We start from the raw sequence: 13422 nt of genomic DNA on the forward strand, positions 1-13422 counted from the left end.
CTCTCCGTCAGTAGTTGGAGTGGAAGCGGACACGGGTAGCGACCTCGCCGCCGCCCTGGACGAGTTCGGCCCGTGCCTTGATCTCGGTCTCACCGAACCGCATATAGAGGCGCAGCGCGCGCTCCTCGAGGTCGAAGCGCATCACGGGCTTCAGGTCTACGGTGACCGTGGCCAGCGCGTCGCACCCCGGATCGGTGACGTAGCGAGGGTCTGGATGGCTCGTGGCGTAGATCGTGAAGTCGACCGAGGTGTCGGCCTCCTCCAATGGGACGTACTCGTGCATCACCTCGGTGTCCGTGGGCACGGATGCGCCGGCCCGGGTGAAGATGGAGAAGCGGTCGGCACAGGTGACCCGGCCACGGGTCGACACGTAGCGCTTGGCCTCGGGATCGACCCCCTCTTCGAACTCCGCGTTGACCTCGGTGCCGTAGGTGAAGCGGCTGCGCCGCGCCCGGGTCTGGGGGTCGTAGCAGAAGTGCGTGGCGCCAAATAGGACGGCGATGTCGGGGTTGGGGGGCACCATCACCTTGGCGCGTTCACCGAAGCGCTCCTTGACCGCCTGCTGGAGGTATGGGGAGTTGCTGAAGCCGCCGACCAGGAGGATGACGTCGGGGTTGCTGTTCTCCCCGCGGGTCGCATCCATCTCCTTGAGCTGGGCGTCGATGAGGTCGAGCGTGCCGGGGATGACGGTGTCGAACAGCGCGTGGATCTGGGAGGGGGTGAGGACGATGGCATCGCTGATCTTGTTCTGGCGCCGGGCGAGGCGCTTGCGGACGGCTGCGCCCAGCCGACGGTCGATGGCCGTGGGGATCAGCAGGTTGAGGTTCTCTTCCTGGTCGAGCGCCACGTGCAGTTTGCCGCGCTCCCACTGGTCAACGAGGTTGAGCAGGGCGTCCGGGCAGTTCTCCTGGATCTCGTCCAGGATGTCCTGATCGCCGAGGCATTCCCTGAGATGGTCCTTCTCGAAGGCTCGGTTGAGGAAGTCCGATCCGAATCGGTCGCCGATGGATCGGCCGATCTCGATCATCTTCCCTTCGGCATCGTTCTCGTAGGCCGTGATGTCCACGGTGCCGCCCCCGCAGTCCACCACCATGAACCGGGCTCCAGGAGCCAGGAGATCGCTGCCGGGACCATCGTGGTCGCCCACGATCCGCACCCCGGACACGCGCGCATAGTGGGCCGCCGCCTCCGGCTCCAGAGACAGCAGCACCCTCCCGTCCTCGCTGGGTAGTCCGGCGTCCATCGCGATCTTGCGCAGCACGGACTTCTGGTAGTCACTCCAGCAGGCGGGCGAAGTCAGACACCAGCGAATGTCGTCCTCGTCGTATCCGCTGGCAGCGATCTGGCGGAGCGTTACGGCGACGACCTCGCGGAGCAGCATCGTCAGCAGGTCAGGTGTCAACCGGTCGGTGGGGGCGCCGCGTTTCAGCACGTCCCGCTCCTCGTCGGCGGGTTCTGCTGACGGGGGGTCCGAGTCGACGCTGTTGTCGTTCGTGGTCGCCGGAGCCGGGCGGCGCACACCGAGGTCCATCTTGAAGCCGTGGTGGTAGCGAGCCCCTTGGCCGCGGAGCGCGGCTCCTTGGGTGAGCCAGAGCCGTCGGGCGTCGTACCCCCAGGCGATCAGTTTTCCGTTGGCGTCCAGCAGGAGTGCTGACAGGTTCTTCGCGGTGGGCGCGGGCTGCGACTCCCACTGGTCACAGAAATGGATCTTCCGGCTGGAGGCTTCGGAGTTGGATTCCGAGATGACGCTCCAGGCGGCGCCGATGCCGTGGGTGCCGAGGTCGATGGCCGCTACGAGGCGAGGAGTAGACACGCGTTTCCGTTCCTACAGACGAAAGGGTGAACTTCAAGGTCCGGAAAACACTGCCGGAACACGATGGTTGTGCAGTTCTGCACAATCGCCCCCTTTCTGTAGTGAGTTGACGCTCAAGATGCCGCAGACCAGCGGTCTCTTCGCCGGCAGGGGGCGGTGACGCGGCGCAGTAATCACTCGTAGGGAGTAGGCGTGCTGTGCAAACTTGAACAGGTGTGTGCAGAGCTGCACAGTTGCAAGAGCGCCGCTACCGCTTACTGTGCGGCGGATGGAGAGCACCAGCGACGACTCCCGGTCGCACCGCACATACAAGATGGAGAGGACGGGCGTCTCGTATGCACCGTCGCCGGACAGCGCAGACGCCGTACGGGAGAAACTTGAGAAGTACCGGCGTACGTGTGCGACTCGAGATGCCCTGGTCATCGAGGCGAAGAGATCGGGGTTGAGCGAGGTCGAAATCGCTCAACTCTCGGGCCACTCCCGCAACACGGTTCGCAGCATCCTTGCAAAGCGTGGCGAGTGCGCGGGCTGAGAGGCTTCGTGACCGTATGGACTTGGCTGCCGGTCATTTGACCGAGGCCAAGGGTGCACGGCGTTCGTCGCACCGTCTGTGGTCGCTGCGACACAAGGCGTTCGGGGCTACCCGTCAACCCTCGACGGTGCCGCGGTGCAAACAGCTGGGACAGGGCTGCTGACTGAGCGAACTTCCATGGTGTCCACGAGGCGCATGAGTATCAGTGGGCCGACGGGATGGCTCCACGGGTTCAAGGGAGTACGAGCGCCTCAGCGTCCGTCGCCTCTAGCATCTCGGTCTGACAATCGGGCCCCAGCATCAGGTAGTTCCGGTCGTTCACCGGCTGTGGCGTGAGCTGATGGTCGTGTGCTTGGGCGGACTGTGGCGCGCGGCCTGCTCTGGTACTGACGTGCTGACTCCAGGCTGTACGTTACTGGTTTTTGGCGCAAATTCGCCGGTCATAGCCAGGTCGTGCACCAACTGCCCCGAGGCTTTGGCTGGGCGCGGGGGCGCTCTTGAAAACAACCATGGGGAGGGGATTCGGGTGAACGAGGATGGAGAGCTCATCGCGGCAGTGGAAGCACTGTTGTCGGATCCGCGTACGGATCCGGGTATCGATATCGCGACCGTTGAACAGGCCGCTCGCGCAGTAGGACTCCTCGATGAGGGCCTTCAGAATGGGCCCGGCGTCTTCCGGCTGATGGCTGAGGGAGGGCAGAGGGGCGCCGAAACTCTCTCATCGGACCGCCTGCAAGTCCTGTCCGAGATGGTGCAGAACGCTGATGACACGGGCGCTACCCAAGTCCGATTCATCTGGCGCCCCCAGGAGTTGTTGATTGCCCATGATGGCAAGGGTGTACGACTGGCTGACATCTTGCTGCTCGGCCTTCCCTGGCTCAGTGGCAAGAGCTCCGATGCGGAGGCGACGGGGCGATTCGGAATCGGGCTGGCTACCTTGCGCGCCTTGGCGACCACCTGGGAGGTGCACTGTCACCCCTTTCACGTGCGGTTCGCCGACCTGTCGATTCGGTCTGTGGAACCGTTGACGGTGCCGGAGCAACTTGTGGGGCGCGAATGGACGGTCTTCCGAATTCCTCTGCCGCCCGACTCTCTGTCCGCCTCGGAGCTCTTCGAGTGGTTCGAGACGTGGAATGACAGCTCCCTGCTCTTCCTCCGCCACGTGCGGCAGGTCGAAGCCCTCAGCGACTGTTCAAGTGAGCAGGGGGACGACGAGACGCCATCGGTGATGCTTAAGCTGAGTTGGGCAGAGATCGACCGGCGAAAACTGCGCATCGACAGTGAGGAAGCGGAGGTCCGGGTCCGTGAAGCCCGGACGACCAATGGGGCCCTGTGGAGGGTCTACGACGCCCACGTCGCACCGCACGGCACGAGTACACGTCGGCACAAGGCGGTGGGCGCCTCCATGCCGGTCGCCGTCGCGCTGCCGGTGCACGGACCGGAACTGGGGAGCGTGCACGCGGGTCTACCCGTGGCCGAGTTGAGCGCCCCAGCTCGAGTGCACGCCCAGTTCGACCCCGTCGTCAGCCGTGAGGGATTCGCTGCCAGCCGATGGAACGCGGACCTCGTCCCGCTCGTCGCAGACCTTTGGGCCGCTGCCGCCCTCGATGTACTGAGCGAGGTCGAACCTTCGGCTTGGCACCTTGTTCCGCTGCCATTGCCCTCCGACCCGTCATCCTCCACTCGGCTCCCGGACAGCATCCGTGCGGCGTTGGTCGACCGGTCCCGCACCTGGTTGGCCTCCCGGATCTCCCTCCTCTGCCCGGACGGGACCATAAAGCCGCTCTCGGCGCTCGCCGTTGAGGAGCCGCAGCTGTCGGGTGTGCTGGATGACGAGGACATCGCCCGGCTGGCCGGACTGCGGAGTACCTTTCCGCAACGCGCTCGCGACGATGCTCACCAGTGGCGTGAGGTCCTGACGGACTGGCGCTCCGAGGGGACCGCAGAACTCGCCGATGAGGTGCGGGTGAGGGACGCGCTCAGCTCACTCGACGACATCCAGTACGACATCGGGCAGACCATCCGTCTCGCGGCGGCTGCCATTGAGGAGGATCTCGACTTCCTGCTGCGCAATCGTCCGTGTGTCATCGACGCCGATGGCCGGCGACTGCGGCCGACGGCGCCCGGAATCGCGTTCGCTGAGCCCCAGGACGCTGAACCGCGCAGCAGTAATCCGCTGGACGCGTTGGGCATCGTCGTGAACCTCCATGCCGACTACGCGGAGAACTCGCCGTGGGCAAGACGTGTCCTCGATTGGCTGCGGAAACAGGGCTGTCTCGTACGACGCGACGACACCGCGGCCGTACTGAGCCGAATCGAGCGGATGGGCCGCGTTGGCAGCCGAATCGGCGGCGACACGGGATGCGGAGTCGAGCAACTCGTGGCCATCCAAGCGGCCTTGGGCGAAGTGTCGAAGAAGGTGCGGGAGCGACTCGGTCCCGGGATCGGGAAGGCCCTACTCCTCGATGGATATGTGTACGACTCCGACGGCAACGAAATGCCATGCAAGGTGCCACCCGCACATGCCTACCTCCCCCAAGTGCTGGAGAGCACCGACGGCGATCGTTTCGCCGTCGCCGCAGGAAAGACTCCCGGCATCAAGTGGGCGCAGCGCTCCTACACACGCACTCTGCTGTCTCAAGGTCAGTGCGGGCTGAGCCGAACTGCCTTCCTACGCCTTCTGGGGGTGGCGGATACACCCCGGCTCAAGGAGCTTCAGCCGGGCCGAGAAACCAAGTCGTATGAGGCCGACTCCCGCATCGGTCTCGCGCGAGACTGCTGGTTGTCCCCAGTTGCTCGCGCGAGGGAGCTACGCCGGTTGAGGGCGGATTACACGCTGGACGACCGCATCAGCCCGGACCTGGATGCCGTGGTAAAGCACATCGTCTCCGAGCAGAACCTTCGGGAACGCAGGCGCCGTACGGCCGCTCTGTTGCAGACGCTCGGCAGGCCCGGCATGGTCACCTCATCCGACTACGCGGACGTACAAGCGGCGGAGGCGAACCGCCGATGGATCGCGCACGGCCAGACGGCGGCCCTGTGGGTCTGGCGCCTCCGGGAGGCCGCCTGGCTGGAAGACACCAGCGGCAAACTGCGCACTCCGGCGCAGGTGCACTTGTCCACGCGCGACTCGCAGGCGCTCTACGGCCGTGACGACCCGGGATATCTCCACCCTGCGATCCAGGAGAACACGTCCAGCCGGATCGATGTCTTGGCGGTTCTCGGGGTGAATGGAGACCCCGACGTTCCTCAGTTGATCAATAGATTGCGGGAACTTCGGAAGCGCTCCATGGCTCTCGGCTCGGTGGACGACCGTCTCAAAGCCGAGGTCTATCTCGTCTATCAGGCTCTGGCAGGGCGGCTGAGCCATGAGGCGGTGGGCACGTCTCGCAGTGAGCTGCGAAAGAGGGTTCGGGATGCATTCAACGGCAACGACTTCGTGCTCACCGACAAGGGATGGCAGGGGGCGGCTGCCTGTTTCCGCGGCCCGACAATCCTGCGCGGCTTCCGACCCTTCACCATTCCTGACCCTGAGTTGAACCCGCTCTGGGAAGCTCTCTGGATCGAAGAGCCGAGACCTGAGGACCTTGCCGATGTGCTGAAGGAGATCGCGCAGTCCGGCACCCAGCTCCAGGCGGACCAACAGCGCGTAATGCTGGAGGCACTGAGGTCCCTCGCCGACACCGTCACTTCAGCTGAGGGTTCCATCTCTCCTGGCTTGCGGTCCAAGCTGCGCTGGTTGCCGCTGCGCACCACCCGAGGCTGGACGCAGGAACGGCCCGTCTACGCGGTAGACCACCCCGCCATCGTGCGTACGCTCGGTGAGCACCTCCATGTTTGGCAGCCGGGCGGAGATCTCCAGCAATTCACTGGCCTGCTGGGTGTCCTCAAGGTGCACAAGCTGGAGACAGCGGAAGCGTGTGTCGTTGCCCCGGACAGTGGACGTTCTGATCAGCAGCTGACCGGGGACTTTCGATGGGCCGTGACCAGCTTGCAGGACACTCTCGTCAGGGATGAGCCAGCTGCCGCTGAGGCTTTCACGGACTGGGCCCGGCTGATGGAGCTTGAGGTACGGGTCTTGCCAGGGCTGCGGATCCGCCTGAACACAAACGAGGACGATGAGGTGATCGAGATCCCGGTCGATGCGCATGTCGATCGGGAAGCTAAGGCGCTCTTCGTCGATAGTCCCGGGGCGCTGAGAACCGCCCGGGGAGGTGGGTTGGCTGTGGCCTCCCTCTTCGCAGCGGAGCGCGCTCACGTCGGCCACCGTTGGCGCGATCTCTGGGAGGAGGACTGGCCGCAGGACGCTCCCGTCACTCCGCTCGTCCCGTCCGGCCAACAAGATCACGAGGACCGCGAGCGTTTGGCTTCGCAGCTGCGGGAGCGGGAGTTGTCGCGGCCCGCAGGTCCTTCGGTGCCGACCCAGGCGAGCGGCCAGGTAAAGCCACCAAAAGAAGCCCAGTCGCCTCGGTCGATGCCTGTGCCTGTTCCTCCTGCGAGTCCCACACCTTCCGGCGTGGCATCCCCACCTGCCCCTCCTCCGGCTCGCAGGCTGGTCCCCTTGAGCGAACTGCAGACGCGTACCCCTCAGAGCACCCGTACCCGTTCCTCGCCGCAGCAGCGCTCTGCGCCCTCCGTCAGAAGCCGGCGCGTCGTCTCGCTGCCGCAACCCCGTCAGGGCGGGGCCGCACCCAGCGAGTACTCCGGCCTGCTCGGATACCAGGACCGGGATAAGGAGAAGACCGTCCTGGCATTGCTTGCCGGAATCCTTGACCTGAGCGGACGGACGTTGGAAGACCAGCGAGGTCTTCAACGGCTGGGGGCAGACGCCGTCGACTCGACAGGCCATTTCTACGAGATCAAGGCTCATGGCGGGGCAGAGCCGGCCGACGTCTCACTCACCGGCGCGGAACTCACACGTGCGCTTGCAGAGGGAAGCAACTACTCGCTCGTCATCGCCTCGAACCTGGAAGAGGGCAGGGGGACCCCGATGCTGCGGATCATCACCGATCCGTTGCGCTTCTTCGACGTCGAAACCATGGCCGACGTGAAGCTGAAGGGCGTACGTGACGCGGATGCCGACGCGGCAGTGTGGCAATGGCCGGATGGCAGCGTGTGAGTGCTGCCCCGTGATCACTGGAGGCCCGCCACCCTTGGTGCATGAACGAGCAGGCTTGGCGACGGGGTGACGGGAGCGGTTTGGGAGCCAGGACATGATCGGCTCCCAAAATGGCCTCAGAAACCAGTCAAGGGCCCGACCCGCGAAGCGGATCAGACCCTTGACCTGGTGTTTCGGCTGTCGGGGTGGCGGGATTTGAACCCACGACCTCTTCGTCCCGAACGAAGCGCGCTGCCAAGCTGCGCTACACCCCGATGTCACTGCTTGTCGCGGCGACGTCGTTTACTTTAGCCCACTGGGGGCCAGGAAACGAAATCCGGTTCAGAGGTGGCGGTGGATCGGGGTCGGGCGGATGTGGTCGAGGGCCACGAGGAGGGTGGCCAGGGCGTAGGTCCCCAGGCCCAGGAGGAGGGCGTTGGCCAGGGTGACGCGGTAGCCGTGGGCGGCGGGGTTCAGGAAGGGGTAGAGGTAAGGCGTGCCGCGGGCGAGGTAGAAGGCCAGGTAGGCCAGGGGGTAGAGGAGCCAGGTCGTGGCCTGGTGCAGATGCAGCCGGGGCGCCGGGGTCAGGCACAGCCAGTCCAGCAGGGCCGCCGCGGGAGCCACCGTGTGCAGGAGCTGGAGGGTGATCCACTGGGTGTGCCAGCGCTCCGGGGGTGTCGAGAGCGCGGTCATCGAGAACGGGGTCCTGGCCAGCAGCAGGTGGTACGTCAGCGCGGACACCAGGGCGTACAGCAGGGCCGCGCCGGTCAGCCAGGAGGGGAGGGCGCGGTGGGCGCGAAAGGCGCGGGACGCCGACAGGAGCATCGTCCCGGCCAGGATCGCCCCCGCCTGCACCCCGAAGTAGCTCAGCGCGTGCGCCGGGGTGCTCCGCAGGACGGCGAGGGCCACGCCCGCCGCCGCGATCAGCGCCGTGAGCAGGCGGTACGCGGCGGCCCCGGGGCGGCGGTGGGACGGGGCCAGTACCGCCCTGGCGGGCGCCGGGGAACGCGGGAGCAGGGGGGACGCCGGGACCGGGGGCAGGCCCGGGATCTCCCTGGGTATCTGGGCGGTCATGCCCTCACGCTAGGAAGGGGCGCGCATGCGGGCCATGCGGGCTACGCCAGGTGAGTTACGACCTCGGCACCAGCGTCAGCAGCGTCGCCTCCGGGGGGCACGCGAAGCGGACCGGGGTGTAGCGGTTGGTGCCGCAGCCCGCCGAGACATGCAGATAGGACGTACGGCCCTGAGCCGTGTGCGTGGACAGGCCCTTCACCCGGTCCGTGTCCAGGTCGCAGTTGGTGACCAGGGCGCCGTAGAAGGGGATGCACAGCTGCCCGCCGTGCGTGTGGCCGGCCAGGACCAGCGGGTAGTCGTCCGCGGTGAAGGCGTCCAGGACGCGCAGGTAGGGAGCGTGGACCACGCCGAGCGAGAAGTCGTACGACTCCGTCGGGCCGCCGGCCACCTTGGCGTAGCGGTCGCGCTTGATGTGCGGGTCGTCCAGGCCGGTCAGCTCGATCGACACGCCCTCGATCTTCAGGGCGCCGCGGGTGTTGGTCAGGTTCACCCAGCCCGCTTCGTCGAAGCCGTCCCGCAGGTCCTCCCACGGGTTGTGGATCACGCCGACCGCCGGCGCGTTGCCGTTCAGGCCGTGGCGGCCGCTCGTCTTCTCCAGCAAGTAGCGGGCGGGGTTGCGGAGTTTGGGGCCGTAGTAGTCGTTGGAGCCGAAGACGTACGCCCCCGGGAACTCCATCAGCGGGCCCAGCGCGTCCAGCACCTCCGGCACGCCCTCCGGGTCCGACAGGTTGTCGCCGGTGTTGATCACGAAGTCCGGCCGCAGGCCCGCCAGCGAGCGCAGCCAGCGCTGCTTCTTGCGCTGCCCGCCGACCATGTGGATGTCGGAGACCTGGAGCACCCGCAGTGGATGCATGCCCGGCGGCAGGACGGGGACGGTCACCCGTCGCAGGCGGAAGGAGCGGGCCTCGAAGCCCACCGAGTACGCCAGACCGGCGGCGCCTGCCGCCATGATTCCCAGGGGAATTCCGTATCGCGCGCGCATATGACCATCGTGTCAGACCGCGCCCGCCCCCCGGGACCGCCCGCCCGCTAAATCGGCAGGCACCCCCGGCCCCGCACCTGAGACAATCGACCACATGACCACCACGCTCAAGTCGAAGCTGCAGGACGACCTCAACGCCGCGATCAAGGAGCGCAACGAGCTCCGCTCCTCCACGCTCCGGCTGACCCTCTCGGCGATCACCAATGAGGAGGTCGCGGGCAAGCAGAAGCGGGAGCTGTCCGACGACGAGGTCCTCAAGGTGATCACCCGCGAGGCGAAGAAGCGCCGGGAGGCGGCCGATGCCTTCGCGAAGGGCGGCCGCGCCGAGTCGGCCGAGCGCGAGAAGGCGGAGGGCGAGGTGCTCGCCGAGTACCTGCCCCAGCAGCTGTCCGACGAGGAGCTGGACGCGATCGTCGCCCAGGCCGTCGCGGAGGCCAGGGCGGCGGGCGCCGAGGGGCCCCGGGCCATGGGCGCCGTCATGAAGACCGTGAACCCCAAGGTGGCCGGCCGGGCCGAGGGCGGCCGGGTCGCCGCCGCGGTGAAGAAGCTCCTCCAGGGCTGACCCCGGGACGGGGAAGACAGCACGACGGTACGACGACGGGGCCGCACCCCGAAACAAAGGGTGCGGCCCCGTCGTCGTACTCCCCGAAGGGCTAGCGGCGACCGCCGGTCCCCCCGACCGCCCGGCCGTTCGCCCCGCCGTTCGTCTGCCCCTGGACGATGTTGCCGGGTGCGGACGGGACCGTGCCGCCGATGTCGCCGGGGCCGCCGCCGTTCGCGCCGCCGCCGGTCAGACCGCCGAGCAGGCCGCCGATCAGCTGTCCGTGGCCGCCCCCGTTGGCGCCGCCGTGCTGACCGCCGTTGCCCTGGCCCTGGCCCTGTCCTTGTCCCTGGCCCTGGTGGTTGTCGCCGGAGCCGTTGTCGTCCGGGATGTCGACCAGGTTGAAGTCCTCCGTCGGCTTGCCCTCCAGGGCGCCGTTCATCATGTCGCGCCAGATCGGACCGGGGACCTCACCGCCGTAGACCTTGTCGTGCGGGATGCCGCCGATGGTGATGTTGACCATGTGGCGCCGGTGCTGCGGGTCGCCGACCCAGACCGCGCCCGCCATGTTCGGGGTGTAGCCGACGAACCAGGCGGCGAAGCGCTCGTCCGTCGTACCGGTCTTGCCCGCGCTCGGGCGGTCGCCGAGGCCCGCCTCCTGGCCGGTGCCGTCCTCGACCACGCCCTTGAGGAGCGTGCTGACGGTGTCCGCCGTCTTCTCGGACATCGCGCGCGAGCAGGTCGAACGCGGCACCGGCAGGGACTTCACCCGGCTGCCGGTCGTCTGGGTGACCGACTCGATGGCGACCGGGGTGCAGTACATGCCGCGCGAGGCGAAGGTGGCGTACGCGTTCGCCATCGTCAGCGGGGACATCTCCTGGGTGCCGAGCGCGATCGAGGGGGCCTGGTCGATCTTGCGGCCGTCGGCGCGCGCCACGCCCATCTTCTTCGCCATGTCGATCACCGGGCAGATACCGATGTCGCTGATCAGCTGCACGTAGTAGGTGTTGACCGACTTGGCGGTCGCCTCCTTCATGCCGTACGGCCCGTGCTCCGACTCGTTCTCATTGGTCAGCTTGGCCGGCTTGGCCGGGTCGTTGCGCCAGGTCTTGCCGTTGCAGGCGGCCACCGGGCTCGGGTACGGCATCTCGTACGGCGACGAGTACTGCTGCGCCGGGGACTTGCCGCCCTCGATCGCGGCCGCCGCGACGATCGGCTTGAACGTCGAACCCGGCTGGTAGCCCGCGCCGCCGCCCATGCCCTGGTTCACCGACAGGTTGATCTGCGTCTCGTTCGTGCCGAAGCCGTACGGCCGGGACTGGCCCATGGCGAGGATCTTGCCGGTGCCGGGCTCGACGATCGTCGCGGCCGTCGCCACCTGGTCGGACTTGTAGACGTGGTTCTTGATGGAGTTCTGCACGGACTGCTGGGACTGCGGGTCGAGCGTCGTACGGATCGTCAGACCGCCCTGGTTCCACAGCTTGGCGCGCGCCTCCTTGGTCTTGCCGAAGGCCGGGTCGGTGAGGAAGACCTCGCGCACGTAGTCGCAGAAGAAGCCGGCGCCCTGGACCGCGGTGATGCAGCCGTTCTTGGGCTGGCTGGGGTTGAGCCCGAGCGGCTGGCGCTTGGCCTGGGCGGCCTCCTGCGGGGAGATGTCGCCCAGTTCCGCCATGCGCTGGAGCACGGTGTTGCGGCGCTTGGTGGCCTCCGCCTCGTCGTTGACCGGGTCGTAGCGGCTCGGGGACTGCACGATGCCGGCCAGCAGCGCGGACTCCTGGAGGTTCAGGTCCTTGGCGTGCTTGGAGAAGTACCGCTCGGAGGCGGCCTCCACGCCGTAGGCCTGCTCACCGAAGAAGGTGATGTTCAGATAGTTCTCGAGGATCTTCTTCTTGCCGAGCTGTTCCTCGATCTGGATCGCGTACTTCAGCTCGCGGACCTTGCGGCCCATGGTCTGCTGGGTGGCCTCGGCGACCTTCGTCGGGTCGTCGCCGGCCTCCTCGATGAAGTAGTTCTTCACCAGCTGCTGGGTGAGCGTGGAGGCGCCCTGCGCGACCCCGCCCTCCTGCGCGTTCTTGTTCAGGGCGCGCAGCACGCCCTTGAGGTCGATCGCGCCGTGCTGGTAGAAGCGCGAGTCCTCGATCGCGACGATCGCCTTCTGCATGTACGGCGAGATGTCCTTGAGGTCGACCACCGTACGGTCCCGGCTGTACACGCTCGCGATCTGCCCGCCCTTGGCGTCCAGGATCGTCGTGCGCTGACTGAGCTGGGGACTCTTCAGGTTGGCCGGGATCTCGTCGAAGCTCTTGACCGAGCCCTTGGCCGCGAGGCCCAGGGCGCCGGCCGCGGGCAGTGCGATGCCGGCCATCACGGCTCCCGCGAGCACACTGACACCGAGGAACTTCGCGGCCTGCTGCAACGGCGACAGACCACCGCCCGAGCGCTTCTTTGGCATGGGGGCAGCCTAATCCGTACTCCTGAGCGTTTTGAGGGAGCGGCTTGCCTTCGGGATGTTCCGTGCCCGGTACGAGGCCCCCGCGTGCCCCCTGACCTGCCTACGTTTCCATTTCCCGGACAGGCGCGCAGCCCTTGGCCTAAGCTGCTCCCAACTGTCACAGCTGTGCGGCCCGGTACCACTCCGTCCGGCGTCCCGAACCCTTGCGAACCACCCGTGTCGCACCCCGAGACGTGTCCGATTGCGCCTCGTGTGTCACTTGATGCCCGCTGTGGCGCACCGTAGCTGTCCTGGTTTGCCGGGACAGTCGCATATGTCGCCAGCTCACTCCCGCGGGTGATCTGCCGCTTACCCATAGTCCGTTCGGGCCATTCAAGATTGGGCCCGACGGGGGTGTTGCGCTGTGCCCACCTTCCGTAACGTCCTCAACTGGCTGCGGTGAATATGCCGCTGCCGCCGTGGGGGAGCCTCGATTCGGGAGAGGACGGCGCCGGTATGGGCTGGGTAACCGACTGGAGTGCGCAGGCTGCCTGCCGCACTACCGATCCGGATGAACTGTTCGTTCAAGGAGCAGCGCAGAACAGAGCCAAGGCGGTGTGCACCGGATGTCCGGTACGCACCGAGTGCCTGGCGGACGCGCTGGACAATCGCGTCGAGTTCGGCGTGTGGGGAGGCATGACCGAGCGGGAGCGCCGCGCGCTGCTGCGTCGGCGTCCCACCGTGACCTCCTGGCGCAGGCTGCTGGAGACCGCCCGCTCGGAGTACGAGCGCGGCACCGGGTTCGTGAGCCTCGACAGCGACGAGGTGTACGAGCACTACGCGGCCGTGAGCTGAGGACCGCGGGCGCGGGCCAAACACACCACAGGTCAAGCGCCGCAGGCCCCGCAGACCTCGCGGCCCACCCGCCTCGGGTTCGGCCAGGAGCCCAGG

The 13422-nt window shown here is 67.2% G+C and carries 8 protein-coding genes and 1 tRNA gene; 4 read left to right on the forward strand and 5 right to left on the reverse strand.

The window, feature by feature from the left end:
- Positions 1-7 precede the first annotated feature (7 nt).
- Positions 8-1813: an Hsp70 family protein gene (locus ACLF5H_RS26655; RefSeq protein WP_421678540.1), complete on the reverse strand. Its 1806-nt coding sequence runs from the start codon at positions 1811-1813 to the stop codon at positions 8-10.
- 268 nt (positions 1814-2081) lie between these two features.
- Here ACLF5H_RS26655 and ACLF5H_RS26660 point away from each other — a divergent pair, with 268 nt between their 5' ends.
- Complete coding sequence (locus ACLF5H_RS26660) at positions 2082-2345, forward strand: hypothetical protein (RefSeq protein WP_421678541.1); 264 nt, start codon at positions 2082-2084, stop codon at positions 2343-2345.
- A 526-nt stretch (positions 2346-2871) separates the two neighbouring features.
- Positions 2872-7464: a sacsin N-terminal ATP-binding-like domain-containing protein gene (locus ACLF5H_RS26665; protein ID WP_421678542.1), complete on the forward strand. Its 4593-nt coding sequence runs from the start codon at positions 2872-2874 to the stop codon at positions 7462-7464.
- A gap of 180 nt (positions 7465-7644) precedes the next feature.
- Here the strand turns inward: ACLF5H_RS26665 and ACLF5H_RS26670 are convergent.
- The 3 genes from ACLF5H_RS26670 to ACLF5H_RS26680 all read right to left on the reverse strand — a co-directional run bounded on the left by ACLF5H_RS26670 (position 7645) and on the right by ACLF5H_RS26680 (position 9499).
- Positions 7645-7718 (reverse strand) — tRNA-Pro (locus tag ACLF5H_RS26670).
- 67 nt (positions 7719-7785) lie between these two features.
- On the reverse strand, positions 7786-8517 hold the full coding sequence (locus tag ACLF5H_RS26675; RefSeq protein WP_421678543.1) for a Pr6Pr family membrane protein: 732 nt from the start codon (positions 8515-8517) through the stop codon (positions 7786-7788).
- 55 nt (positions 8518-8572) lie between these two features.
- Positions 8573-9499, reverse strand: coding sequence for a metallophosphoesterase (locus ACLF5H_RS26680; protein WP_421678544.1), 927 nt, complete (start codon positions 9497-9499; stop codon positions 8573-8575).
- Positions 9500-9593: 94 nt separating this feature from the next.
- On the opposite strand from ACLF5H_RS26680, the gene ACLF5H_RS26685 reads away from it, so the two are divergent.
- A complete protein-coding gene (locus ACLF5H_RS26685; protein ID WP_421678545.1) occupies positions 9594-10061 on the forward strand; it encodes a GatB/YqeY domain-containing protein in 468 nt (155 codons plus the stop codon).
- 91 nt (positions 10062-10152) lie between these two features.
- Here ACLF5H_RS26685 and ACLF5H_RS26690 read toward each other — a convergent pair whose 3' ends face one another.
- On the reverse strand, positions 10153-12492 hold the full coding sequence (locus ACLF5H_RS26690) for a transglycosylase domain-containing protein (protein WP_421678546.1): 2340 nt from the start codon (positions 12490-12492) through the stop codon (positions 10153-10155).
- Between the two features lie 495 nt (positions 12493-12987).
- On the opposite strand from ACLF5H_RS26690, the gene wblA reads away from it, so the two are divergent.
- Positions 12988-13326, forward strand: coding sequence for a transcriptional regulator WblA (gene wblA / locus ACLF5H_RS26695; protein WP_421678547.1), 339 nt, complete (start codon positions 12988-12990; stop codon positions 13324-13326).
- The last annotated feature ends 96 nt before the right edge of the window (positions 13327-13422 follow it).

Source organism: Streptomyces sp. LaBMicrA B280, from assembly GCF_049222185.1.
GTDB classification, from domain to species: domain Bacteria; phylum Actinomycetota; class Actinomycetes; order Streptomycetales; family Streptomycetaceae; genus Streptomyces; species Streptomyces murinus.

Coding starts and splice junctions, on each gene's coding strand:
- ACLF5H_RS26660 (WP_421678541.1), top strand. CDS start 2,082: ATGGAGAGCACCAGCGACGACTCCCGGTCGCACCGCACATACAAGATG.
- ACLF5H_RS26675 (WP_421678543.1), bottom strand. CDS start 8,517: ATGACCGCCCAGATACCCAGGGAGATCCCGGGCCTGCCCCCGGTCCCG.
- ACLF5H_RS26680 (WP_421678544.1), bottom strand. CDS start 9,499: ATGCGCGCGCGATACGGAATTCCCCTGGGAATCATGGCGGCAGGCGCC.
- ACLF5H_RS26685 (WP_421678545.1), top strand. CDS start 9,594: ATGACCACCACGCTCAAGTCGAAGCTGCAGGACGACCTCAACGCCGCG.
- ACLF5H_RS26690 (WP_421678546.1), bottom strand. CDS start 12,492: ATGCCAAAGAAGCGCTCGGGCGGTGGTCTGTCGCCGTTGCAGCAGGCC.
- wblA (WP_421678547.1), top strand. CDS start 12,988: ATGGGCTGGGTAACCGACTGGAGTGCGCAGGCTGCCTGCCGCACTACC.